Annotated in this window: 23 protein-coding genes; 16 read left to right on the top strand and 7 right to left on the bottom strand. The window is 70.1% G+C overall.

The window, feature by feature from the left end; translation table 11 throughout:
- Positions 1-37 precede the first annotated feature (37 nt).
- Both ABN273_RS30960 and ABN273_RS30955 read left to right on the top strand, forming a co-directional pair.
- Complete coding sequence (locus tag ABN273_RS30960; RefSeq protein ID WP_349452593.1) at positions 38-616, top strand: RNA polymerase sigma factor; 579 nt, start codon at positions 38-40, stop codon at positions 614-616.
- A 2-nt stretch (positions 617-618) separates the two neighbouring features.
- Positions 619-1,626: an LCP family protein gene (locus ABN273_RS30955; RefSeq protein WP_349452592.1), complete on the top strand. Its 1,008-nt coding sequence runs from the start codon at positions 619-621 to the stop codon at positions 1,624-1,626.
- Between the two features lie 10 nt (positions 1,627-1,636).
- On the opposite strand, the gene ABN273_RS30950 is transcribed toward ABN273_RS30955, so the two are convergent.
- Genes ABN273_RS30950 through ABN273_RS30940 form a run of 3 tightly spaced genes read right to left on the bottom strand, consistent with a single transcriptional unit; the run spans position 1,637 to position 3,849 of the window.
- On the bottom strand, positions 1,637-2,509 hold the full coding sequence (locus tag ABN273_RS30950) for an HAD family hydrolase (RefSeq protein WP_349452591.1): 873 nt from the start codon (positions 2,507-2,509) through the stop codon (positions 1,637-1,639).
- Positions 2,510-2,527: 18 nt separating this feature from the next.
- Positions 2,528-3,151, bottom strand: coding sequence for a DUF5667 domain-containing protein (locus ABN273_RS30945; RefSeq protein ID WP_349452590.1), 624 nt, complete (start codon positions 3,149-3,151; stop codon positions 2,528-2,530).
- Positions 3,152-3,210: 59 nt separating this feature from the next.
- Positions 3,211-3,849, bottom strand: a complete 639-nt coding sequence (locus ABN273_RS30940) for a sigma-70 family RNA polymerase sigma factor (RefSeq protein WP_349452589.1) — start codon at positions 3,847-3,849, stop codon at positions 3,211-3,213.
- Between the two features lie 178 nt (positions 3,850-4,027).
- Here ABN273_RS30940 and ABN273_RS30935 point away from each other — a divergent pair, with 178 nt between their 5' ends.
- Entirely contained in the window at positions 4,028-5,506 is a 1,479-nt protein-coding gene (locus tag ABN273_RS30935) for an antibiotic biosynthesis monooxygenase (RefSeq protein ID WP_349452588.1), read from the top strand.
- On the opposite strand, the gene ABN273_RS30930 is transcribed toward ABN273_RS30935, so the two are convergent.
- The gene (locus ABN273_RS30930) at positions 5,496-5,732 is read right to left on the bottom strand and encodes a glutaredoxin family protein (protein WP_349452587.1); all 237 of its coding nucleotides are present in this window, start codon (positions 5,730-5,732) and stop codon (positions 5,496-5,498) included. The two genes, ABN273_RS30935 and ABN273_RS30930, sit on opposite strands and share 11 nt — an antisense overlap.
- Before the next feature lie 137 nt (positions 5,733-5,869).
- On the opposite strand from ABN273_RS30930, the gene ABN273_RS30925 reads away from it, so the two are divergent.
- The 6 genes from ABN273_RS30925 to ABN273_RS30900 all read left to right on the top strand — a co-directional run bounded on the left by ABN273_RS30925 (position 5,870) and on the right by ABN273_RS30900 (position 11,995).
- Positions 5,870-6,547 (top strand): redox-sensing transcriptional repressor Rex, encoded by a 678-nt coding sequence (locus tag ABN273_RS30925; RefSeq protein ID WP_349452586.1) that lies wholly within the window; start codon positions 5,870-5,872, stop codon positions 6,545-6,547.
- A complete protein-coding gene (locus tag ABN273_RS30920; RefSeq protein WP_349452585.1) occupies positions 6,544-7,800 on the top strand; it encodes a glutamyl-tRNA reductase in 1,257 nt (418 codons plus the stop codon). The genes ABN273_RS30925 and ABN273_RS30920 overlap by 4 nt, the downstream gene beginning before the upstream one ends.
- Positions 7,797-8,711, top strand: a complete 915-nt coding sequence (gene hemC / locus ABN273_RS30915; RefSeq protein ID WP_349452584.1) for a hydroxymethylbilane synthase — start codon at positions 7,797-7,799, stop codon at positions 8,709-8,711. The genes ABN273_RS30920 and hemC overlap by 4 nt, the downstream gene beginning before the upstream one ends.
- Positions 8,712-8,746: 35 nt before the next feature.
- Entirely contained in the window at positions 8,747-10,252 is a 1,506-nt protein-coding gene (locus ABN273_RS30910) for a bifunctional uroporphyrinogen-III C-methyltransferase/uroporphyrinogen-III synthase (protein ID WP_349452583.1), read from the top strand.
- The gene (gene hemB / locus ABN273_RS30905) at positions 10,249-11,232 is read left to right on the top strand and encodes a porphobilinogen synthase (RefSeq protein ID WP_349452582.1); all 984 of its coding nucleotides are present in this window, start codon (positions 10,249-10,251) and stop codon (positions 11,230-11,232) included. Before ABN273_RS30910 ends, hemB begins: the two co-directional genes overlap by 4 nt.
- A gap of 133 nt (positions 11,233-11,365) precedes the next feature.
- Complete coding sequence (locus tag ABN273_RS30900) at positions 11,366-11,995, top strand: bifunctional DNA primase/polymerase (RefSeq protein ID WP_349452581.1); 630 nt, start codon at positions 11,366-11,368, stop codon at positions 11,993-11,995.
- Between the two features lie 462 nt (positions 11,996-12,457).
- On the opposite strand, the gene ABN273_RS30895 is transcribed toward ABN273_RS30900, so the two are convergent.
- On the bottom strand, positions 12,458-14,008 hold the full coding sequence (locus tag ABN273_RS30895) for a hypothetical protein (protein WP_349452580.1): 1,551 nt from the start codon (positions 14,006-14,008) through the stop codon (positions 12,458-12,460).
- A gap of 71 nt (positions 14,009-14,079) precedes the next feature.
- Entirely contained in the window at positions 14,080-14,415 is a 336-nt protein-coding gene (locus ABN273_RS30890) for a YbaB/EbfC family nucleoid-associated protein (protein ID WP_349452579.1), read from the bottom strand.
- A 532-nt stretch (positions 14,416-14,947) separates the two neighbouring features.
- On the opposite strand from ABN273_RS30890, the gene hemL reads away from it, so the two are divergent.
- Positions 14,948-16,237, top strand: coding sequence for a glutamate-1-semialdehyde 2,1-aminomutase (gene hemL / locus ABN273_RS30885; protein WP_349452578.1), 1,290 nt, complete (start codon positions 14,948-14,950; stop codon positions 16,235-16,237).
- Positions 16,238-16,265: 28 nt separating this feature from the next.
- Here hemL and ABN273_RS30880 read toward each other — a convergent pair whose 3' ends face one another.
- A complete protein-coding gene (locus tag ABN273_RS30880) occupies positions 16,266-17,138 on the bottom strand; it encodes an EamA family transporter (RefSeq protein ID WP_349452577.1) in 873 nt (290 codons plus the stop codon).
- 184 nt (positions 17,139-17,322) lie between these two features.
- On the opposite strand from ABN273_RS30880, the gene ABN273_RS30875 reads away from it, so the two are divergent.
- The 6 genes from ABN273_RS30875 to ccsB all read left to right on the top strand — a co-directional run bounded on the left by ABN273_RS30875 (position 17,323) and on the right by ccsB (position 22,838).
- Positions 17,323-18,243 carry a LysR family transcriptional regulator gene (locus tag ABN273_RS30875; RefSeq protein ID WP_349452576.1) on the top strand — a complete coding sequence of 307 codons (921 nt, stop codon included), beginning with the start codon at positions 17,323-17,325 and terminating at the stop codon, positions 18,241-18,243.
- Positions 18,244-18,299: 56 nt separating this feature from the next.
- Positions 18,300-18,938: a histidine phosphatase family protein gene (locus ABN273_RS30870; RefSeq protein WP_349452575.1), complete on the top strand. Its 639-nt coding sequence runs from the start codon at positions 18,300-18,302 to the stop codon at positions 18,936-18,938.
- 71 nt (positions 18,939-19,009) lie between these two features.
- Entirely contained in the window at positions 19,010-19,576 is a 567-nt protein-coding gene (locus ABN273_RS30865) for a TlpA family protein disulfide reductase (protein WP_349452574.1), read from the top strand.
- Positions 19,569-20,291, top strand: coding sequence for a cytochrome c biogenesis CcdA family protein (locus tag ABN273_RS30860; RefSeq protein ID WP_349452573.1), 723 nt, complete (start codon positions 19,569-19,571; stop codon positions 20,289-20,291). The genes ABN273_RS30865 and ABN273_RS30860 overlap by 8 nt, the downstream gene beginning before the upstream one ends.
- On the top strand, positions 20,291-21,850 hold the full coding sequence (gene resB, locus ABN273_RS30855) for a cytochrome c biogenesis protein ResB (protein WP_349452572.1): 1,560 nt from the start codon (positions 20,291-20,293) through the stop codon (positions 21,848-21,850). The genes ABN273_RS30860 and resB overlap by 1 nt, the downstream gene beginning before the upstream one ends.
- The gene (ccsB, locus tag ABN273_RS30850) at positions 21,840-22,838 is read left to right on the top strand and encodes a c-type cytochrome biogenesis protein CcsB (protein WP_349452571.1); all 999 of its coding nucleotides are present in this window, start codon (positions 21,840-21,842) and stop codon (positions 22,836-22,838) included. The genes resB and ccsB overlap by 11 nt, the downstream gene beginning before the upstream one ends.
- Positions 22,839-22,841 lie beyond the last annotated feature (3 nt).

The following is a 22,841-nucleotide window of genomic DNA, read 5'->3' as shown; positions in this document are numbered from 1 at the left end:
AAGACATCCGTGACCGATCCCCCACAGAAGGGCGGAGATGATCACGCAACCCGCCACCAGGGGTGCGGACTCGGAGCTTGTGAGCGCCTCGTGGACCGAACCCGAGGCGTTCGCTGAGCTCTTCGACCGCTACTCCGCCATGCTCTACCGGTACGTCTCCAAACGGCTCGGCCCGGAGCCCGCCGAGGACCTCGTCGGAGAGACGTTCCTGGTCGCGTTCTCGCGCAGGAAGAGCTACGACCTGGCGTACCCGGACGCCCGGCCGTGGCTCTTTGGCATTCTCACCAAGCTCATCTCCCGGCACCACCGCAAGGAGGCCGCCCGCTACCGCGCCCTCCTGCGTGCCCCTGTCGACTCCGACGTCGAGTCGCCCGCCGACCGGGTGGCCGCCGGGGTCACCGCCCAGGCCGTCCGGTCGGAGCTGGCCGGCGCTCTCGCGGCGCTGCCCGCCAAGGACCGCGACGTGCTGCTGCTGATCGCCTGGGGCGATCTCACGTATGAGGAGGTCGGGCGGGCGCTCGGCATCCCCGTCGGAACCGTGCGCTCCCGCCTCAACAGGGGCAGGCGGAAGGTACGGGCCGCGCTCGGCGACACCAACCCCATGGAGGAGGAGTGACGATGGACGACCTGAAGCTGCTCCGGGACCTCGGAGGGGAGCTGGGGCACGAGCCGCCCGCGACGCTCGTCCGCCAGCGCGAGCGCCTGCTGCGCGCCCGTCCGCGGCGCCGGTGGACGGGCTGGTGGACGGCCGGCCTGGTGGCCGTCGCCACGGCCGCCGCGGTCGCCGTGCCCACCGTCCTGATCGCCGACCGCCACACGGCCGCGCCACCCGCCGGGTCCCAGACCGTGGACATGAGCGGGGCCAGGAACGTGCTGGTGATCGGCTCTGACACCCGGGAGGGGGCGGGGAACGCCAAGTACGGGCCCATGCTGGCCAGGCAGGGAGTGGGGCAGCGCTCCGACACGATCCTGATCGTCCACGTCCCCGCCGACCGCGGGAAGGCCACCGCGGTCAGCGTCCCGCGCGACTCCATGGTCGAGATCCCGGCGTGCGGCTCGTCGCCCGCCAGGCGCGACATGATCAATTCGGCGTACAACACCGGCGGGGCCGACTGCCTCAAGCGGACGTTGGAGTCCCTGACCGGGCTGCGGATCCAGCACTCGGTGGAGGTGGACTTCACCGGCTTCAAGGGCATGGTCGACGCGCTCGGGGGCGTGGAGGTCATGCTGCCCGCGCCCGTGGACGACAACAAGTCCAAGCTCAAGCTGCCCGCGGGGAAGAGCATGCTGAACGGGGAGGCCGCGTTGGGGTACGTGCGGCTGCGCCATTACGGCGACGGATCTGACGTCCAGCGGATCAAGCGGCAGCAGGGGCTCGTGCTGGCGATGCTCAAGAAGGCCCGGTCGGGGTTGTCCTCGCCCGACCGGCTCAAGTCCTTCCTGGGCGAGGTGCGCAAGTCGGTCAAGACGGATTTGAGCCTGGAATCCATGTACGAGCTGGCCACGGAGCTGTCCCGGACCAAGCTGTCCTTCGTAACGGTGCCGTGGATGCCGGACCCGGAGGACAAGAACCGGGTGAAGTGGAAGCAACCGCAGGCCGGCCAGCTGTTCAAACGCCTCCGCTGACGACCTGGGGTCACGCCTGGCCGCGATAGTGGCGGCGCAGGGCGATGCCGGCCGCGACGCCCCCCGCGACCGCGCCCACGCCGGCGGCGATGGGCAGGGCGGTGAGGGTGGCCTTGCGGCCGGTGCGGAAGTCCTTGATCGGCCACTCGTGCTTCCTCGCGTGCTCGCGCAGCTCGCTGTCCGGGTTGATGGCCACCGCCTGCCCCACCAGCGAGAGCATGGGCAGGTCGTTGGCCGAGTCGCTGTAGGCCGCGCAGCGGGTCAGGTCGAGGCCCTCGCGGCGGGCCAGCGCGCGCACCGCCTCGGCCTTGGCCGGCCCGTGCAGCAGGTCGCCCACCAGTCGCCCCGTGTAGACCCCGTCCTGGGTCTCCGCGACCGTCCCGAGCGCGCCCGTCAGGCCGAGCCGCTGCGCGATGACCCGGGCCAGCTCCACGGGCGTGGCGGTCACGAGCCAGACGCGCTGGCCCGCGTCCAGGTGGCTCTGGGCGAGCGCTCTGGTGCCGCCCCAGATGCGGTCGGCCATGACCTCGTCGTAGATCTCCTCGCCGAGGTGTACGACGTCGTCGACCTTGGCCCCCGCGACGAACGCCAGCGCCGTCTCCCTGGCCACCGCGATGTGCTCGGGGTTCTCGTTGCCCCGCAGCCTGAACACCGCCTGCCCGACCGCGAACTTCAGCAGGTCGGACGTCGTGAACATGCCACGCGTGGCCAGCCCCCTGGCGAAGTGGTAGATCGAGGCCCCGCGCATCATCGTGTTGTCGACGTCGAAGAAGGCCGCCGCCTGGAGGTCCGGCTCGACAGGGGCGACCGTGACCGCCGCCCGCGCCGCGGCCTCGCCGGCGGCCTCTGGCTCCACCTGGTGTCGTCGAAATAGCCGCCACATGGGCCTCAGCTTACTTACCTACTCAGGGGCGGCCAGACCCTCGATGTAGTCAAGGTATCCCTCTGCTTGGGCCAGTTGAGAGTCGTCGAGCTCCTTGACCATGGGCCCGACCACCTTCTTCTGGTCTTGCGCGAAAGTCTTGATCTTCGACGAGCGCGGCTCCGCCCGTTCGAGGCGGCTGATGCCCGAGCGCGTGGACGCCTCCATGTCCTTCAGCGTCTTGCTGACGAGCGGGCCGTCCTCGGCCGAGCCGAGCAGGCTGGCGACCTCCCTGGCCCGGGTCTTGGCCAGGTCGAGCTCGCGCTCGCCGCGTTCGGCGTCGTCGCTGCTGAGACGTACGAGCGTGCTCTCCGCGGCGCGCTTGAGCGGGTAGAGGGAGTCTCCCGGCATCGACTCGTACGTGGCGAACGCGGAGACCATCATGGCCGCCGCCAGCCCTACCGCGGCCAGCTGCGACAGCAGCGGCCGGTGGCGACGCGTGTGCTCGGCGGCCTTCGGCTCCTCGGCGGGGAGCACGCCGGAGACGAGCTGCGCCCGCAGGCGCTCGCGGAAGGCGGGCTCGGGGGCGCCCCCGAGAGGCAGGCTGCGCAGCTCCGCGAGGTGCTCGAGCACGCGCTCCCGCCGAATGCGCGCCCTACCCATGACAGCTCCCTGACGGATCCGGTAGTGACATCTGCTTAACGAGGTGCGGATGGGGGAGGTTACGCCAGGTCGTGCTTGAGTGCCCTGGCCAGCGCCCGAACGGCACGGAACTGCAGCGCTTTGATCGCTCCACTCTTCTTCCCCATGATCAGCGCGGTTTCCGCGAGCGAGAGACCGTGCAGGAAGCGCAGCACGACGCATTCCTGCTGTTCGGGATTGAGATCTCGGACGGCGCGCAGCACACGGTCGTTGATGATGGCGTTGACCACGGCGTTCTCGGGAATGTGCGAGCCGTCGAGCGGGACGTCGATGATCTCGCCCGTCGGGATCTCCAGCCGGTAGCGCCCTGACTTGAAGTGGTCGGTGACGAGGTTTCTCGCGATGGTCACGAGCCATGCGCCGAAGTCGCGCCCCTGCCACGTGAAGTCGCCGATCCTGCGCAACGCCCGCAGGAAGGTCTCGCTGGTGAGGTCCTCGGCTAATTGGTGCGATCCCACCCGGAAATAGATGTAGCGGTAGACGAGGTCCACGTAGCGGTCGTAGAGCGTGCCAAAAGAATCCGTGGATCCGCTCTTGGCTTCCAGCACCAGCGTACGGATGTCGTCTGGCACTTCTTCGCGCACGGCGGGCTCGCCCGTCCGGGCAGGCGCAGCGATCGCTGGCGCAAGCAGCCCGGCGAACGGCGACGAGTCAGGCATCCGGTATCCCTAGGGGTAAGGGGTGCGGCGTGCTCGAACACTCTAGAAATCAACCGGAAATTCCACAATCCACAGCTTGCTGGCATGACTAGGCGTAATCGCCGGATACGGTGTCATCCGGCCCCTTCCCTCTTCGGCTACCGGCTTGGAGGCATAGTCCGGCAGCATTGGAGTCACCATGGAGATCCTCGTTGCTGTCATAGCTTTCGCCGGTGCGCTCATGGCGGCGGTCGCCGCCGGCGCCCTGATCCAACGGCTTCGCGACGAGTCCGAGGGGTGGTTGATCGCCTGGACCGTTTCAGTCGCGTCGCTGTGCCTTTCACTGGGTGTGATCGGCATCGGATACATCTTCGGGTTCGGCGAGGTGACGTTCCGCCTCTACCAGGTGACGGGGTCGCTGCTGGTGCCGCTCTGGCTGGCGGTCGGCCTGGTCCAGCTGCTGGTGGAGCAGGTGCCGCCGAGGTTCCTGTCGTGGTTGTTCGGCATCGCGCTGACCATCGTCGCCGGCACGATCATGATCTTCGACCCGCTCAAGACCGAGGTGGCGGGCAAGACGCTGCCCGCGGGCGCGAACTTCTGGGGGATCTTCCCGAGCTACCTGCTGATCGGCGTGCACTCCGTCGCCGTGCTGGTCATGCTGGCCATGCTCGTGGTCGCCGGGCTCAAGTGGCGTGAGGGCGACGAGTACGACACCGACAACCTGCACGCGGCCGCGGTCATCGTCCCCTCGGGGCTGGCGCTCGTGGGCGCGATGAGGTTCACGGTGGCCGCGCTGTTCACCACCGCGCTGCTCGTCGTCGCCGGGGCGGCCGTCTGGTACACCGTGCTGCGGCCCCTGGCGCCGTACGAGGACGACGACGAGGACGACTTCGGCCCTGACCGCGACCAGAGCGCCCCGCGCCGGGACGATCGCTCTCAGCGCCGCGAGGAGCGTGCGCAGCATCGCGACGAGCGCGCGCAGCATCGCGAGGAGCGGCCCATGCCCCGCGAGCAAGGACCCGCGCAGCCTCAGCCGGTCCCCAGGGGCATGCCGGAGCCCGTGCCCGGCGCTCCCGGCCTGCCGCCCTCGCCGCCGCGCAGGTCGTCGGGGCTCGGCGATCTGGTGGCCGAATATCGCGCGGGCGACCAGGAGGTCGACTACGCCGCGCGCATGGCGCCGCCGCCCGACTCAGGACCCGCGACCGGCTACATCATGAACGGCGGGTCGCCCGCCGGACCGGCGCAGGCCCAGCGTCCCGACCACGCCATGCCGGCGACGGGGGCGGTCTATCCGGGCGCCGAGATGTTCTCGCCCGCGCAGCAGCAGCAGCCGGGCTCCGGCAAGCCGTCCCCGAACATCTACGGCCTGCTCACCGTCTTCACGCTCATGGACGGCGCCGGGGAGGCGTTCGACCGGCTGGCCGAGGCGACCGTCGAGGCCGTCCGCCGCGGCGAGCCCGACACCCTCGTGTACGCCTGCCACGCGGTGAAGTCGGCGCCCCTGCAGCGCATCGTCTACGAGCTCTACCGCGACGAGGTCGCCTACCGCGACCACCAGCGCCAGCCGCACGTCGAGAGATTCATCAACGAGCGGCAGTCGATGGTGCTGGCCACCAACGTCATCGAGCTCAACGTCAACGCCGCGAAGGTGGTGCCGCTGCCGACGGCTATGTACTGAGGGCCTTCCTCAGCCGGGCCTCGTCCACCCGCCAGAAGTCGTGCTGCACACCGTCGATCAGCGTGACGGGGATCATCTCCCAGTACTTCTCCTGGAGCTCCTCGGAGGACTCGATGCTGACCTCCTCCCAGGGCACGCCGAGCTCGCCCGCCACCCTGGCGATGACCTCACGCGCGTCCTCACAGAGGTGACAGCCGGGCTTGCCGAGCAAGGTGATGCGATGCATACCGCACAAGGTACCCCTGCATACGCGGACAGCACCCCTACGACTTTGTGCATCGGTTCACAAAGGGATTAACCTGAAAGACGGTTCGATTCCGTTCACGCGGCCCCCACGCCGCCCGTCCCCTGGAGCTCCGGCACGTGAAGAGCCCGTCCCAATCCCGTGACCGCGGCATCCCCGAGGCGACGGTCGCCAGGCTTCCGTTGTACCTCCGGGCGCTGCACGGGATGGCCGAGCGGGGCATCGCGACCGTCAGCTCCGAGGACCTCGCCGTGGCGGCGGGGGTCAATTCCGCTAAATTGCGCAAAGACCTGTCACACCTGGGCTCATACGGCACCCGGGGCGTAGGGTATGACGTCGAGTACCTCGTCTACCAGATCTCCCGTGAGCTCGGCCTGACGCAAGACTGGGCGGTCGCGATCGTCGGAGTCGGTAACCTCGGCCGCGCGCTGGCCAACTACGGCGGTTTCGTCTCCCGAGGCTTCCGGGTCGCGGCGCTCGTGGACGCCGACCCCGAAGTCGTGGGCGACACCATCGCGGGGTTGAATGTTGAACACATCGACGAACTGGAAGCCGTCATCAAGCGGCGTGGAGTCTCGATCGTGGTTCTGGCGACACCGGCGGCAGCGGCGCAGGAAGTGTGCGATCGCGTGATTTCCGTGGGCGTGACCAGCATCCTAAACTTCGCCCCGGTTGTGCTTTCCGTGCCGGAAGGCGTCGATGTCCGTAAGGTCGACCTATCTATCGAACTGCAGATTCTCGCGTTCCACGAGCAACGCAAGGCTGGGGGGCCACTCATGGCGATGGACAGTCAATGAGTGTTCTGGCTATCGGACTCAGCCACCGGACAGCTCCGGTGGCCCTGCTGGAGCGCGTCTCGGTGTCGGGCGACGCGCTCGCCAAGCTGCTGCACGACGTGCAGCAGGATCCCTGCGTCGCGGAGGCCATGGTGGTCTCGACCTGCAACAGGGTCGAGGTCTACGTCACGGTCGACCGCTTCCACGCCGCCGTCACCGCTGTGACCGGCCTGCTGGGCGTCCACTCGGGCGTACCGGTCGAGGAGCTGACGCCGCACCTCTACGTGCACTACGAGGAGCAGGCCGTCGAGCACCTGTTCTCCGTGGTGTGCGGGCTCGACTCCATGGTCGTGGGCGAGGGCCAGATCCTCGGCCAGGTCCGCCAGGCGCTCAAGCTGGCGCAGCGCCACGGCACCGTCGGCGCCACCCTCAACGAGCTGGTCCAGCAGGCGCTGCGGGTCGGCAAGCGGGCGCACCACGAGACCGGCATCGACCAGGCCGGCGCCTCCCTCGTCTCCGCCGGGCTGGCCCTGGCGGGCGACCTGGCCGGCCGGCGGGCGCTGGTGGTCGGCGCGGGCTCCATGAGCTCGCTGGCCGCCGTCACGCTGGCGCGCGCCGGCGTCACCGACATCGTGGTCGCCAACCGTACGTTCGAGCGCGGCGCCCGGCTCGCCGAGTCGGTCGGCGGCAGAGCCGTGGCCTTCTCCGCCGTGGCCGACGAACTCCCCGGCGCCGACATCGTCATCACCTGCACCGGCGCAGGCCGCCACATCATCACCCCCGGCATGCTGAACGGGCCCGCCTTCCTCCTGGACCTGGCGCTGCCCCACGACATCGACCCGGCCGTGCGCGCCGTGCCCGGCGTCACGCTGGTGGACCTGGAGACGATCAAGGAGTCCGGCATCGGCGCCCGCGAGGGCGACTCCGTGGCCTCCGTACGCGGGCTCGTCACCGAGGAGCTGCGGGCCTACCTCGACGCCGAGCGGGCCGCCAAGGTCACCCCGACCGTGGTGGCGCTGCGCACCAAGGCGGCGAGCGTGGTCGAGTCGGAGCTCGGGCGCCTCCTCATGCGCGTGCCGAACCTCGACGAGCGGGCGCGGGACGAGGTCGCCATGACCGTGCAGCGAGTCGTCGACAAACTGCTTCACGAGCCCACTGTGCGTGTCAAGCAGCTCGCCACCTGCCCAGGAGGCGATCATTATGCGGAAGCGCTGCGTGAGCTGTTCAATCTCGATCCCAAGATGCCCGAGGCCGTGAGGGAGGTGGAGCTGTGACGTCGGGAGCTCTGCGGCTGGGGACCCGCCGCAGCCTGCTGGCGACCACGCAGTCGCAGATGGTGGCCGACGCCTACATCAAGCGCACAGGACGCGCGGTCGAACTGGTCGGCGTCACGACGTTCGGCGACGTCACCAAGGCCCACCTCGCGCAGCTCGGCGGGACGGGCGTGTTCGTCACCGCGCTGCGCGACAAGCTCATCGAGGACGAGGTCGACTTCGCCGTCCACTCGCTGAAGGACCTGCCGACCACGCAGGACCCCCGCTTCACGCTGGCCGCCATCCCCGCCCGCCACGACCACCGTGACGCGCTGGTCGGCCCGCACAAGTTCGCCGACCTGGCGCCGGGGGCCAGGGTCGGCACCGGCTCGCCGCGCAGGATCGCCATGCTCAGGGCGCTCCGCCCCGACCTGGAGTACGTCCCGATCCGCGGCAACGCCGACACCCGTATCGGCAAGGTAACCTCAGGTGAGCTCGACGCGGTCGTGCTGGCCTCGGCCGGCCTGACCAGGATCGGTCGCGAGGCCGACATCGCGCAGATCTTCGAGGTGGAGGAGCTGCTGCCCGCTCCCGGTCAGGGCGCGCTGGCCGTGGAGTGCAGGTCCGACAGGACCGACCTCATCGAGTTCCTGAGTGTGCTTGACGACCCGCGCACGCGCTCCGCGGTGACCGCCGAGCGAGCCGTGCTGTCGGCTCTCGAGGCTGGTTGCGCAGCTCCGGTGGGTGCTTTCGCGGCCGATGACGGGCACACTCTGAACCTGACCGCCGTGGTCGTCTCCATCGACGGCCGCGAGGCGGTCCGCAAGTCCGCCGCCGGCTCTCCTTCGGAGGCTGTAAACCTAGGTCGCCGCCTGGCGGCCGAGATGATCGCCGAAGGAGCCGACAGATTGATGGGGGAGCATTCCCATTGAGCTCCGATAGTCCAACCTCCGGTTTCGTCGCATTCGTGGGCGCGGGGCCCGGCGATCCCAACCTGCTCACGCTCCGTGCCGCCGAGTTGCTCTCCAAAGCCGACGCCGTGCTGCTCGGCGACGAAACGCACCGCCCGCTGCTGCGCCACTGCCGCGAAGGCGTCGAGGTCGTCGAGGACGACCTGGTCAAGCGCGCCAAGCACGGGCAGCTCGTGGTGCGCCTGTGCGAGGGCGACCCGATGCTGTTCTCCTCGATCACCGAGGAGGTCGCGGCCTGCGCCGCGGCGGAGGTGGACTTCGAGATCGTGCCCGGCGTGCCGCCCGCGACCGCCGTGCTCACGTACGCGGGCATCCCCGCGGCGACCGCCGTGCCCGAGTTCCGCGTCGTGGACGCCGCACAGGAGCAGGACTGGCCCGCCCACGCCGCCTGCCGCGGCACGCTGGTGATCTACAACGGCATCTCCGACGCCGTGGCCATCGGCAAGGCGCTCATCGCGGGCGGCAAGCCCGACAGCACGCCCGTCGCGGTCAGCAGCGGCGGCACCACCACCGAGCAGTACACCGTGGTGTCCTCGCTCGGCCGGCTCCAGGCCGACCTCAAGCACGCCGGGTTCACCGAGCCGGCGCTCATCGTGGTCGGCGAGGCCGTGGGGCTGCGTGACAAGTTGTCGTGGTTCGAGACCAAGCCGCTGTTCGGGTGGCGGGTGCTGGTGCCCCGTACCAAGGAGCAGTCCCGCAGCCTGTCCGAGCAGCTCATCGCGTACGGCGCGGTGCCCGAGGAGGTGCCGACCATCTCGGTCGAGCCGCCCCGCACGCCGCAGCAGATGGACCGCGCCATCAAGGGGCTCGTCACCGGCCGCTACGAGTGGGTGGCCTTCACCAGCGCCAACGCGGTCAAGGCCGTGCGCGAGAAGTTCGAGGAGTACGGGCTCGACGCGCGGGCCTTCGCCGGGCTCAAGGTGGCGGCCGTGGGCGACGCGACCGCGCGGGCCCTGGTCGAGTTCGGGGTCAAGCCAGACCTGTTGCCGTCGGGGGAGCAGTCCTCCGAAGGGCTGGTGGCCGAGTGGCCGCCCTATGACTCGATGCTCGACCCGATCAACCGCGTGCTGCTGCCACGGGCCGACATCTCCACGGACACGCTGGTGGCCGGGCTCACCGAGCTGGGCTGGGAGTGCGACGACGTCACCGCGTACCGCACCGTGCGGGCCGCGCCGCCGCCCGCGCCCATCCGCGAGGCGATCAAGGGCGGCGGCTTCGACGCCGTGCTCTTCACGTCCTCGTCCACCGTGCGCAACCTGGTGGGCATCGCCGGCAAACCGCACAACGTGACAGTGATCGCGGTCATCGGGCCGCAGACCGCGAAGACGGCCGAGGAGTTCGGGCTCCGCGTGGACGTCATGGCCGACAAGCCGTCCGCGTCCGCCCTGGCGGCCGCGGTGGCCGAGTACGGAGCCAAGCAGCGCCAGGCGGCACTGGCGGCGGGCGACACTCCGCGCAAGCCCTCACAGAACCGCCGGGGCGCCAGGAGGAGAGGCAAATGAGCGCTGAATACCCCATCGCGCGGCCGCGGCGGCTGCGGCGCAGCCCCGCCCTGCGGCGGATGGTGGCGGGCACCAGGCTGCACGCCGCCGACCTGATCCTGCCCCTGTTCGTCAAGGAAGGCATCACCGAGCCGCAGCCCGTGGCCTCGATGCCGGGCGTCGTCCAGCACACCCGCGACTCGCTGCGCAAGGCCGCGCATGAGGCGGCGGAGGCGGGCGTGGGCGGGCTCATCCTGTTCGGCATCCCCGCGGTGAAGGACGCGCGCGGCTCGGCCGCCGACGATCCCGACGGCATCCTGCAGGTGGCGCTGCGCGACGTGAACGCCGAGGTCGGCGACGCGATCGTGGTCATGGCCGACACATGCCTCGACGAGTTCACCGACCACGGGCACTGCGGGATCCTCACCCCGTCCGGCGACGTCGACAACGACGCCACGCTGGAGCGGTACGCCTCGATCGCGGTGGCCCAGGCCGCCGCCGGGTCGCAGATGGTGGCGCCGAGCGGGATGATGGACGGCCAGGTCGGGGCCATCCGGTCGGCTCTGGACGGGGCCGGTTACGGCAACGTCCCGATCTTGGCCTATTCGGTGAAATACGCGTCCGCCTTCTTCGGGCCCTTCCGCGAGGCCGCCGAGTGCGCGCCGCAGTTCGGCGACCGCAGCACCCACCAGCAGGACCCCGCGGGGCCGCTGAACGAGGCGCTGCGCGAGGTCCGGCTCGACCTCGCCGAGGGCGCCGACGCCGTCATGGTCAAGCCGGCGCTGGCCTACCTCGACGTCATCACCCGCGTCCGCGACGAGGTGGACGTGCCGGTGGCGGCCTACCAGGTGAGCGGCGAGTACGCCATGATCGAGGCGGCCGCGGCCAACGGGTGGGTCGACCGGGATCGGATGATCATGGAATCGCTGGTCGCGATCAAGCGCGCCGGGGCCGATCTGATCCTCACGTACTGGGCAACGGAAGTGGCACGAGGTCTCTAACCTTGGGGTTTCCCGTCGACTCCTGAGGCGTGTGCGTTAGAGTGCGATAACAAGTGCTGGTGTGTCCCGCGTGGTGCGTACTGCTGCCCCGGAGCCGGGATCTCCTCAGGCGCTGGACTCGACGGGAGACACCATGGTGGGGGTACCACTGGCTCGGCGTACCAGAAAACGGTCGCGGCCGACACGCATCGGCGCCGTGCTCGAATACGCCGCCATGGGCTGGCCCGTCGTGCCGGGCGCCTACCCGCTGCGCCACGGCGCGCGCGCCTGTTCCTGTGACCGCCTCGGCTGTCCCGACCCGGGTGCCCATCCGCTGTCGCCTGCCTGGCACATGCAGGCCACGACGGACAGCGCGCAGCTGACGCGCTGGTGGCGGGCCGAGCCAGAGGCCAACGTGATTCTGCCCACCGGACGCGTGTTCGACGTCTTCGACGTACCGCTCGCCCTCGGCCTGTCGGCCCTCACCAGGATCGACAACGCCGGAGCGGACCCCGGCCCGGTCGCCGCCAACGGCGACCGGGTCTTGTTTTACGTGGCCACCCGCGGCAATCCCGAGGACGAGGACGAATGGTGGTCGTGTCACCTCGACTGCGACCCGGGAACGATCGAGGACACGCCCGGGCTGCGGTGGCACTGCCGCGACAGCTACGTGCTCGCGCCGCCTTCGACCTTGCCCACCGGCCAACCCGTCTCCTGGCTCCGCCCCCCGAACGGCCGGCCGCTGCCCGACCCGCTGCGCATCCTGGAGTGGCTGGCCGACTGACGGCCCTTCGGCCCGCCTTTCGCGGCTCCGGCGTTCCTATATCGGCGCCAGCGCCCGGCTGGGCGCCGTTGATGAGCGCCGGGCTCCGGTACTGCGTCTCGCCGTTGCGGCGCTTTGGGGTTCGGGGCGGGGCGGGGGCGTTAGACGCGCCTTCGTGTCTGGGTCTCTTGTGACATCGCCTACGAACGGGTCAAACCCTCTACGCCACCCAGCAGCAGCAAACCAGGCCCACCTCCGCGAGAAACTCGGCCGGCCCGGCACGGCGCCTGGGCAACGGCCCGTTCGCCTGGCCCCTCGTGATCGCCGTCGCCTGTCTAGCTGCCGCCATCACCCTGCTGGCCGTAGCGCCTGCTCGACGGCGGTGCCCTCCCACACCGTCCTGGGAGCCACCTGGACCGTAGTGGCCGCCTGGTTCGCCACCACACGCGATCTCCTCCGGCATCACCCCCAAGGGGTGGAGTTTCACATCTTCAGTTTGGCGGCGATGTCCCCGGTCGGGGGAACCTCGCCGGCTCGGTGGTTGTACTGCCAGGAGCGCGCGAACGGTAGCGCGTAGACCGCGGTGGAGGCGGGGGGAGCCAGGTAGTTCGTTTTCGCGTTGGTCTGGCCGTCGCGGTCCGTATATGAGTACATCGAAATACCGATCCTCTGTTTCCCGTCCGGATACAGCTTGCCGTGCTTGTCGGCCCGGTAGCCCACGAAGCCGAACGAAACGAGCGTGTTGGTCAACGGGAGCTGCCTTGCCTGCCTTCGGAAGCTGGCGGCGTAGTGACGCCAGGTGAGCTGCACCCCGTCCGCCACCCCGGCGTCCTGTCGGACAATTCCCAGGGAGTACCTTGCGCCGTAGGGGTACTGAATGTTCTTCTGGCCCCAGGACGAGCCCTGTAGCAAGGTGAACGCCCGCCGCTTGCTGTCGACGAGCGCGGCGATGGCCCGCCTCATCAGCACGGCCAGCCGCCTGAAGAGCGCCGTCGCGTTGTCGATCATCGCTCCCACTCGGGAGGCGGAGTCGGCCGAGGCCGCGCTGATCTCCCTGGCGGCGACCACCATGGATTGGCCGCCGGTCGGACCTGCCAGCATCGAGGCGTAAAACCAGTTCTTGACCGCCCAGGTGATGAGGCCGTTGACCGTCTCCCGGATGATGCCTTCGACGGTGCCGATGATCGCGGATGCTAGCTGGAGCTTCGCGGCGACCTTGTCGGCCAGATCGCCGGTCTCCGCGATCCCCTCGTGGAACGCCGTGAGTCGCGCCCGCGCCGCCTCGCTTACGGCGCCCTGCCACTCGCCTTCCTTGAAGGCGGCGTCGAGCGCCTGTTCGAAGCCTCGGGCAAGGCCGCGAAGGCTCGTGGCCATGCTGTCGAAGTTGTATGCGGCCTGCCCGGTGGCGATCGGGTCTCCAGTGACCCAGTCCACTGCCCACTTCACCCAGTACATGGCGTTGATCAGGAACTTGGCGCCATTGTTCAGGAGGTACCCGAGCGGATCGGCTCTGATCGTCGACGGCCCGGTTCGCAGGCCGAAGAAGGTGCTGATGGCGCTCTGCGTCAACAGGGCGATGTCGGAGCCGAGGTTGAACCGGTCGTCGCTGGTGGCATCGCCGTAGGTACGCACGCCGAGCAGGGCAGTCATGCCGAGCTGTCCCAAGGGATAGGGCAGGGCCTCGATGATGCCGTTGAGCAGGCGGTGGTCCCGGTAGAAGCGGGAGGCGGGGTTGAGCTCGCGGATGGCCTCCGGCTCGACCTCCTTCCTGGCTGCGGCCGCGGCCAGGACTCTCAGCAGGGCCTCATCGTCCTCGGCATAGTTGATCGAAGTGTTGCGCAGGCGTTCGCCCACGTCATCGAGAGACTTTCTCATGGTGTCCAACAACCCCGAGAACTCTGTCATCAGGGCCGTGCAGTCACCGCGCAACTCGATCTCGCCGAGCATGCCCCACGGGTGAAAGCGGAACAGCTCGGCATTGGCCTGGTCGGCGAGTTTCCGGATCCCGTCCACCCGGTCAGTCAGCGAGGCCACCCCTTGAGAGGCATGAGCGACCCTCTCCGCCCGCACCCCGAATCCGGTCGCGGTTTCACCCAGCCACTGGCTCATCGGGTGGGGCGCCGGTTGACGTCCACGAACGGCGCATCCGCGAACGGCGCCATGATCTCACGCATCCGGCCAGCCGTCTGATCGGCGGCGGAGTTCGCCGCCTCCATGATCGCCGCTGCCAGCGCGTGGGAGCCGAGCCGCAGCGCCCGCGGGTCGAGACGCAGATCGAGCAGCCGGCCATCGGCCCCCACGCGCACAGTCACCAGACCCTTGGCGCCCTCGCCCCGGCCGTCGACCTCCGCCAGCTTGGCCTGAACGTCGTCTAACTCCTGGTTGACCTTGGCCAGCTCGGCATCGATGTCGATTCCCGCGTCCCACGCCTGGTCTTCCACGCCCTCTCCGTCCAGCAAAGTAGTGATCGAGGTATACGGCTCAACAGTAACCCTCCGACTTTGCTCGTAAACCTACCTAAAAGCTCAGTGATCAAGAAGCGGCGACATGCGGCTGCTACGGCGACGCGGTGCCGCAGGCGGACCTTGGACGGCCACGCAGACCGGGCCGCGTCACGAATGGGTGATGGCCTTGCGGGGATAAACGGCAGCCAGACCTCCCGGACCGGCGACGGAGCCCCCGCCGGCACGACCTTGCGCACCGGCAGGACGCTTGGTGTCAGGCTGAAACCCCATAGGTTAGGCGCGCCTCTCGTGATGGAGCCTCTGACGGCGTTCCCGTGACGGCGGTGACGGCGGCTGGGTGGCGGTGGCGGCTGGAAGGGCGTGTGCTCGCGAGTGCGACGCGGAGTGCGGGCAGGGACGCCTGTGGAGGGGGCCGCTTGCACCCCGTGCCCGGTGGGGGATGCGCCTCGGCGGCGTTGATGTGCCCGTGTGGAAAGGGGCGGGTGGGGGTGGGACTAACCTGGGTCGGGTGAGCCGTACACAGAACTCCGAGGACCTGTTCGCCCGCGCCCGCCGGATCGTGCCCGGGGGCGTCAACTCTCCGGTGCGTGCGTTCGGCGCGGTCGGCGGGACGCCGCGTTTCATGGTCTCCGGCCAGGGGCCCTACATCACCGACGCGGACGGCAACCGGTACGTCGACCTGGTGTGCTCCTGGGGGCCCATGATCCTCGGGCACCGCCACCCCGCGGTCGTCGAGGCCGTGTCAGGGGCGGTCGCCAACGGGTTCTCCTACGGCACCGCCACGCCGGGCGAGGTGGAGCTGGCAGAGGAGATCGTCGCCAGGGTCGCCCCGGTCGAGAAGGTGCGCCTGGTCAGCTCGGGCACCGAGGCGACGATGAGCGCCGTGCGCCTGGCCAGGGGGTTCACCGGGCGGTCAAAGGTGATCAAGTTCGCGGGGTGCTACCACGGGCACGTCGACGCGTTGCTGGCCGCGGCCGGGTCCGGGGTGGCGACGTTCGGGCTGCCCGACACGCCGGGCGTGACGGGAGCGTCGGCGGCGGACACGATCGTGCTGCCGTACAACTCCATCGAGGCCGTCGAGGCGGCCTTCGCGGAGGTCGAGGTCGCGTGCGTGATCACCGAGGCCTGCCCCGCGAACATGGGGATCGTCCCGCCGAAGGACGGCTTCAACACGCGGCTGCGCGAGCTGTGCACGGCCAACGGCGCGCTGCTCATCCTCGACGAGGTGCTGACGGGCTTCCGCGTCTCGTCCGCGGGCTGGTACGGCCTGGACCCGGTGGACGCCGACCTGATGACGTTCGGGAAGGTCATGGGCGGCGGCCTGCCTGCCGCGGCCTTCGGCGGACGGGCCGACGTCATGGCCCAGCTCGCGCCCGAGGGGCCGGTCTACCAGGCGGGGACGCTGTCCGGTAACCCGCTGGCCTGCGCGGCCGGGCTGGCCACGCTGCGTGCCCTGGACGCCGAGGCGTACGAGCGGGTGGACGCCGCCGCGCTCGCCGTCGGCGACGCCGCCGCAGAGGCGCTCTCCGCGGCGGGGGTGCCGCACCGGCTGCAGCGGGCGGGCAGCCTGTTCTCGATCTTCTTCACGGACGCAGAGGTGACGAACTTCGCCGAGGCCAAGGCGCAGGACACGGCCGTGTTCACCGCCTTCTTCCACGCCATGCTCGACCAGGGCGTCTACCTGCCGCCCTCGGCGTACGAGGCCTGGTTCCTGTCGGCGGCCCACGACGACGAGGCGCTCAACCGCGTCGCCGACGCTCTTCCGGCTGCCGCGAAGGCGGCCGCGGCCGTTCTCTGACCCCGTCTCCCGCACATGCCGCCGCGGCTCAGCGGCCGGCCGTGGAGAGCGGGGCCGGTGCGCGGCGGGGCTTGGTGCCCGCGTACAGGACGCCCGAGACGATCAGGGCCGCCGCCACCAGCTTCAGCCAGGAGATCGGCTCGCCGGTCATCAGCGCGGCCGACGACATGCCGAACACCGGGATCAGCAGCGTGTACGGCGCCACCGTCGAAGCGTCGTACCGGCGCAGGAGCAGGCCCCAGACGCCGAAGCCGCCGAGCGTGGAGATGAACGCCACGTACACCAGTGACAGCCAGCCCTCCACGGACGGGCTCAAGGCGGGCACGCCCTCCAGCCAGAGCGACAGGAGCAGGAGCGGGGGCGCGGAGAAGGCGCTGACCCAGACCATGAAACGCAGCGAGTCGGGCGGCGCGGCCCTGCGCTGGATCACGTTGCCGAGGCCCCAGGCGGCCGCGGCGCCCAGGCAGAGGACGAAGGCGCCGAGCGGGCCCGACACCCCGAAGTCGAGTGTGACCAGGGCCAGGCCGCCGAGGGCGACGGCCAGTCCGAGCACGCGGCGGGCGGTGAGCCGCTCCTTGAGCAGCGTCACCGCGAACAACACGGTGAACAGCACCTGCGTCTGCAGGACGAGAGAGGCCAGCCCGGCCGGTACGCCCGCTCGCATGCCCACGAGCAGGAGACCGAACTGGCCGACCCCGACAGCGGCCGCCACCCCGGCGACCCACCGCCACGGGACCCCTGGACGCCCCACGAACAGCAGGGCGGGGAACGCGGCCATCGTGAACCTGATGCCCGCGTACAGGAGGGGCGGGAAGTGCCGCAGCCCGACCTGCATGACCAGGAAGTTGAAGCCCCATACGGCCGCGAGGCCGACGGCTAGGGCGAGGTGGCGGGGCCGCACTCAGCGAGCGGGCTTCTGGTAGCGGATGCGCTGCTCGCGAGCCTGCTCGGCGAGCACCTTCAGGTACGAAACCGAACCGGACTGCTGCTTCTTCGTCTTAAGGATTCTCATGCATCTATTTTCAAACGCTACAGATTGAAGGACAAGCGAGACTTTCTACGCTAAACCGTTTAGGCTGGCTTACATGTTGGACTTGAACCGGCTCAAGGCCCTTCACGCAGTTCACGTCTACGGGTCGGTCGGAGCGGCGGCCGACGCGCTCATGGTCACCCCGTCGGCGGTGTCCCAGCAGATCGCCAAGCTGGAGCGGGAGACCGGGGCCAGGCTCATGGAGCGCAACGGGCGCGGCGTGCGGCTGACGGACGCGGCCGGGCTGCTCGCCGAGCACGCCGAGCGCATCCTCGCCCTGGTCGAGACCGCGGAGGCGGACTTCGAGGCGCTGCGCGGCGAGGTCGTCGGCCGCCTGAACATCGCCGCCTTCCCCACCGCCGTGCGCGGCCTCATGCCCGGCGCGCTCGTCGCGCTCCGGGATCGCCATCCCGACCTGTGGATCACGCTCAACGAGCGCGAGCCGGAGCGGGTGGTACGCGAGGTGGCCAGGGGCGAGCTGGACCTGGGCGTGATCCAGGACTGGCTCAACCGGCCCATGGCCCTGCCCGACGGCCTGTCCAGGGCCACGCTGCTCGACGACGTGGCCGACGTCGCGGTGCCCGCCGACCACCCGCTGGCGGACAGCAAGGAACTGGAGCTGGCGCAGTTGCGCGGCGAGCGGTGGATCAGCGGGAGTCCCGGCACGGTCTGCCACGACTGGCTTGTCTTCACGCTGCGCAACGCCTCGGTGGAGCCCGAGATCGCGTGCATGGCCGACGAGTACCCGACCCAGCTCGCGCTGGTGGCGGGCGGGCTGGGCTGCGCGATCGTGCCGCGGCTCGGCCGGGACTGCGTGCCGGGCGGCGTGCGGCTCGTGCCGATCAGGCCACGCCAGACGCGGCGCATCTACGCGGTGTGGCGAGCGGACGCGGCCCGCCGCCCGGCGATCAGGGCCACGGTGGAGGCGCTGGCCGAAGCGAGCAGGACGCAGGAGAACGCCTGGGCCGTCAACTGAGCCTCCGCCGGGTCCCAGCCGGGTGGTGAAGTGGAGCGGATAAGCTGTGCCACACCATGGCTGAAACCACCGTCGTCCACCTGCTGCGCCACGGAGAGGTGCACAATCCCGCCGGCGTCCTGTACGGCCGGCTGCCCGGTTACCACCTGTCCGAGACGGGTCAGCTCATGGCCGAGACGGTCGCCAAGACCGTGGGCGGCCGTGACATCGTCGCGCTCTACAGCTCGCCGCTGGAGCGCGCGCTGGAGACCGCGGCGCCCCTCGCCGACAAGCTCGGCCTCGGCGTCGTCCAGGACGAGCGGCTGATCGAGGCGGGCAACCTGTTCGAAGGCCGCGCGGTGGGCCAGGGCCTGACAATCCTGCGAAACCCGCGTAACTACCGCTATTTCTGGAATCCGCTGCGCCCGTCCTGGGGCGAGCCGTACCCGGCCATCGTCCGGCGCATGAAGTCGATGATCGACGACGCCAGGGCCGCGGCACGCGGGCACGAGACGGTGCTCGTCAGCCACCAGCTCCCGATCTGGACGATCAGGATGGCCGCCGAGGGCCGCAGGCTCTGGCACGACCCGCGGCGCAGGCAGTGCGCGCTGGCCAGCCTCACCTCGTTCACCTTCAACGGCGACCGCCTGGTCAGCGTCGGCTACAGCGAGCCCGCGGGATCGGTTGAGACGGGTCCGTCCATTCCCGGGGCCTGATGTCCGGAGCGCGCGGCCTCACCGGTAGAGTTGCAAGCTCTACCGGTTGTAGTACAAGGAGATCTTCCTCCGTGCGCGCCAAGTCCATCTTCCTCGTTCTCCTGGGCCTGCTGGTCGCGGGCTGCGCCGGCAACCAGGGCGGCCAGCCGCAGGCGGGCGACACCCGGTTCGTCGCGGGCGACGGGAAGATGCAGGTGTTCGGCGCGAGCGAGCGCAAGCCGGCGCCCGCGATCCAGGGGCCGACCCTCGACGGGGCCACCGCCTCGCTCGCCGCGCACAAGGGCAAGGTCGTGGTGCTCAACTTCTGGGCGTCGTGGTGCGGCCCGTGCCGCGCCGAGGCGCCGGTGCTCAAGGAGGTCGCGGCCCAGACCAAGGCCAGCGGCGTGGAGTTCATCGGCATCGACTTCAAGGACCGCCAGGCCGACGCGCTGGCGTTCGAGCGCAACGAGAAGACCGGCTACCCGCACATCTTCGACCAGCCGGGCAAGGTGGCGCTGGCCTTCCAGGGCACGGTGCCGCCCGCGGCCATCCCGTCCACGCTGATCATCGACAAGCAGGGCAGGGTCGCCGCCAGAGCGCTCGGCGCGGTCAAGTACACCGACCTGATGAACACCGTGACCAAGGTGCGCGATGAGTGACGTCGTGGCCTCGGGCTCGCTGCTGCTCGCCGTGCCGATTGCGGTGCTGGCCGGGGTCGTGTCGTTCCTGTCGCCGTGCGTGCTGCCGCTGGTGCCCGGCTACCTGTCGTATGTGACCGGCATGAGCGCCGACCCCAGGCGGGGGCGGCTGGTGCTGGGCACGGCGCTGTTCGTGAGCGGGTTCGGGCTGGTGTTCGTGCTCAGCGGCGCGCTGTTCGGTGGGCTCGGCTCGGTCATGCTGGGCCACGCCGAGATCATCACGCGGGTGCTCGGCGTGCTGACCATCCTGCTCGGGCTGGCGTTCCTGGGCGCCGTCCCCGGGCTGATGCGTGACGTGCGCATCCACAAGGTGCCGGCCGCGGGACTGGCGGGCGCGCCGCTGCTCGGGGTGGTGTTCGGGCTGGGGTGGACGCCGTGCATCGGGCCCACGCTCGCCGTGGTGCTGGCGCTCGGGCTCAACGAGGGCAGCGCCGCGCGTGGCGCCCTCCTGGCCGTCGCGTACGCCCTGGGCCTCGGGCTGCCGTTCGTGGGCGCGGCGCTCGCGTACAGCAAGGCCCTGCGCACGTTCCGGGCCATCCGTAAGCACTCGCGCCTGATCACCAGGATCGGCGGCGGCCTGATGGTGGCCGTCGGAGTGCTGCTCGTGACCGGGCTGTGGGGACAGATGATCGCTGCCATGCAGGGTCTGATCGGCGCTTTCGAGCCGGTGATCTGATGACTGTTCAGGAGCTGGCGACGGAGCAGGAGCCCAAGCACGTCAAGCTCGGGCTGGTCGGCTGGCTGCGGTGGGGCTGGCGCACGCTCACCTCGATGAAGACGGCGCTGATCCTGCTCTTCCTGCTGGCGCTCGCCTCGGTGCCCGGCTCGCTCGTCCCGCAGCGCGGTGTCGACCCCGACAAGGTGGCCCGGCTCTACGAGCAGAGCCCCACGCTGGCCGAGTGGTACGACAGGTTCCAGCTCTTCGAGGTGTTCACCTCGGTCTGGTTCGCGGCGATCTACCTGCTGCTGTTCACCTCGCTGGTCGGCTGCATCATCCCGCGCGTCACGACGTACGCGCGCGAGCTGCGCCGCAAGCCGCCTGACGCGCCCAAGCGCCTGACGCGCCTGCCCCAGTCCGCCTCCTTCGAGGGCGACCTCGACGTCGGTGAGGCCGCGCGGCGGCTGCGCAAGCTGCGCTTCCGCGTCGTGACCGGCGACGGCTGGGTCTCCGCGGAGAAGGGCTACCTGCGCGAGACCGGCAACCTGCTCTTCCACGTCGCCCTGCTGGGCATCCTGCTCGCGGTGGGCTTCGGCTCCCTGTTCGGCTACCGCGGCAACGTCCTGGTCGTGGAGGGCGACGGGTTCGCCAACACGGTGGCCGCCTACGACCGGTTCATCCCCGGCAGCCAGGTCTCGGCCGAGTCGCTGGAGCCGTTCTCCTTCCAGCTCGCCGACTTCAAGGTCGCCTACCAGGTCACGGGCGACAAGAAGGGTCAGGCGCTCGACTACACCGCCCACCTGAAGGTCAACGACTCGCCCGGCTCGCCCACCCGCGACTACGACCTCAAGGTCAACGACCCGTTGGAGATCGACGGCACGCAGACCTACCTGATCGGCAACGGCTACGCCCCCGTCTTCAAGGTCACCGACGGCAAGGGGCAGGTGGCCTTCGAGGGCCCGGTGCCGTGCCTGATCGAGTCCAAGGCCACGATGGCCTCGGGATGCGTGGTCAAGGTGCCCGACGCGCAGCCGGCGCAGCTCGGGTTCCTGCTGCAGTTCCTGCCCACCAGCGTGCCGCTGACCGACGGCACGTACGCCTCCGCCTTCCCCGGCGAGCTCAACCCCGAGGTGCAGCTCATCGGTGCCTTCACCGGCGACCTCGGCCTGCGCTCCGGCCAGCCCCAGTCGGTCTACGAGCTGGCGCCGCCCGAGGTACTGAAGAAGCTCACCCCGCTCGTCATGGGCACGAACGTGCCCAAGCCGCTCGCGGTCGGCCAGTCGATCGAGCTGCCGAAGGGTGCGGGCAAGCTGGAGTTCACCGGGGTCAAGGAGTGGATCACGCTGCAGACCGCCTACGACCCCGGCCGCGTGCCCGCGCTGATCGCCGCCGCCGCGGCGGTCGTGGGCATCGCGCTGTCGCTGCAGATCCGCCGGCGCAGGGTGTTCGTACGGGTCGACAAGGGCGTGGTCGAGGTGGGCGGGCTGACCCGCACAGAGGGCTCCGCGGCGGGCTTCGCCGAGGAGTTCGCCGACATCGTCAAGGTTCTATCAGCAGGAGAAAAGGATGTCCGCTGAGCAACTCGCCGGGCTGAGCGACCTTTTCGTCGTCGCCGCCGTCCTCCTCTACGTCTTCGCCATGGTCGCCTTCGCGATCGAGCTCGCCTTCGGAAAGGGCGTCCCCGGCACGGCGGCCGTCGCCGAGCGGTCGGAGGCCAAACAGCCTGTGGCGGTCGGAGCGGCCGCCGGCGGCGTGGTCGGGACGCCTCCCGGCGAAGGCGGCGTGGTCGGGACGCCTCCCGGCGAAGGCGCCGTGGAAGCCGGGAAGCCCGCTGCCAAGGGCCTCGGGGCGGTCTGGGCCGGCAGGGCGGCTCTGGTGCTCGCCTGGGTGGGCTGGGCCGCCCACCTCACCGCCATCGCCACCCGCGGCCTGGCGGTGGACCGGTGGCCGTGGGGCAACATGTACGAGTTCGTGGTGGCGATCTGCTTCGCCGCCGTGACCGCGTTCCTCGGCAGCCAGCTCCGCTACAACGTGCGGTTCCTCGGCGCCTTCGTGATGGTCGCGGCCGCCCTCGGCCTCGGCCTGGCGGTCAAGTTCTTCTACACGGCCGCGGGGCCGGTGGTGCCCGCGCTGGACTCGTACTGGATCGCCATCCACGTCACCGCCGCGATCGTCGCCAGCGGCCTGTTCACGATGGCGGGCGTGTCCGGCATCCTCTACCTGGTGCGCGGCGACGGGGTGTCGCGTCTACCGTCCCGCGCCGACCTGGAGCGGGTGGCGCACCGGGCGATCGTGTTCGCGTTCCCGGTGTGGACGTTCGCGGTGATCGCGGGGGCGCTCTGGGCGGACCGGGCGTGGGGCCGCTACTGGGGCTGGGACCCCAAGGAGGTCTGGTCGTTCATCACCTGGGTGGCCTACGCCGCCTACCTGCACGCCAAGGTGACGGCCGGATGGCGGGGCAGGGCCGCGACGATCGTGCAGCTCGTGGCGTTCGCCTGCCTGCTGTTCAACCTGATCGGCGTCAACATCCTCATCAGCGGGCTGCACAGCTACGCCGACGTCTGATCG

The sequence above is a fragment of the Nonomuraea sp. B19D2 genome, from assembly GCF_040137845.1.
GTDB lineage: Bacteria > Actinomycetota > Actinomycetes > Streptosporangiales > Streptosporangiaceae > Nonomuraea.
Note: the sequence above shows the minus strand (reverse complement) of the source record. Positions and strands in the feature narration are given on the sequence as shown.

What these genes read in the sequence shown, in the direction of transcription:
- resB (WP_349452572.1), top strand. Translation starts at nt 20,291, where the DNA reads ATGACTGTTCAGGAGCTGGCGACGGAGCAGGAGCCCAAGCACGTCAAG.
- hemB (WP_349452582.1), top strand. Translation starts at nt 10,249, where the DNA reads ATGAGCGCTGAATACCCCATCGCGCGGCCGCGGCGGCTGCGGCGCAGC.
- ccsB (WP_349452571.1), top strand. Translation starts at nt 21,840, where the DNA reads ATGTCCGCTGAGCAACTCGCCGGGCTGAGCGACCTTTTCGTCGTCGCC.
- ABN273_RS30920 (WP_349452585.1), top strand. Translation starts at nt 6,544, where the DNA reads ATGAGTGTTCTGGCTATCGGACTCAGCCACCGGACAGCTCCGGTGGCC.
- ABN273_RS30875 (WP_349452576.1), top strand. Translation starts at nt 17,323, where the DNA reads ATGTTGGACTTGAACCGGCTCAAGGCCCTTCACGCAGTTCACGTCTAC.
- ABN273_RS30940 (WP_349452589.1), bottom strand. Translation starts at nt 3,849, where the DNA reads ATGCCTGACTCGTCGCCGTTCGCCGGGCTGCTTGCGCCAGCGATCGCT.
- ABN273_RS30955 (WP_349452592.1), top strand. Translation starts at nt 619, where the DNA reads ATGGACGACCTGAAGCTGCTCCGGGACCTCGGAGGGGAGCTGGGGCAC.
- ABN273_RS30950 (WP_349452591.1), bottom strand. Translation starts at nt 2,509, where the DNA reads ATGTGGCGGCTATTTCGACGACACCAGGTGGAGCCAGAGGCCGCCGGC.
- ABN273_RS30945 (WP_349452590.1), bottom strand. Translation starts at nt 3,151, where the DNA reads ATGGGTAGGGCGCGCATTCGGCGGGAGCGCGTGCTCGAGCACCTCGCG.
- ABN273_RS30930 (WP_349452587.1), bottom strand. Translation starts at nt 5,732, where the DNA reads ATGCATCGCATCACCTTGCTCGGCAAGCCCGGCTGTCACCTCTGTGAG.
- ABN273_RS30960 (WP_349452593.1), top strand. Translation starts at nt 38, where the DNA reads ATGATCACGCAACCCGCCACCAGGGGTGCGGACTCGGAGCTTGTGAGC.
- ABN273_RS30900 (WP_349452581.1), top strand. Translation starts at nt 11,366, where the DNA reads ATGGTGGGGGTACCACTGGCTCGGCGTACCAGAAAACGGTCGCGGCCG.
- ABN273_RS30860 (WP_349452573.1), top strand. Translation starts at nt 19,569, where the DNA reads ATGAGTGACGTCGTGGCCTCGGGCTCGCTGCTGCTCGCCGTGCCGATT.
- ABN273_RS30870 (WP_349452575.1), top strand. Translation starts at nt 18,300, where the DNA reads ATGGCTGAAACCACCGTCGTCCACCTGCTGCGCCACGGAGAGGTGCAC.
- ABN273_RS30935 (WP_349452588.1), top strand. Translation starts at nt 4,028, where the DNA reads ATGGAGATCCTCGTTGCTGTCATAGCTTTCGCCGGTGCGCTCATGGCG.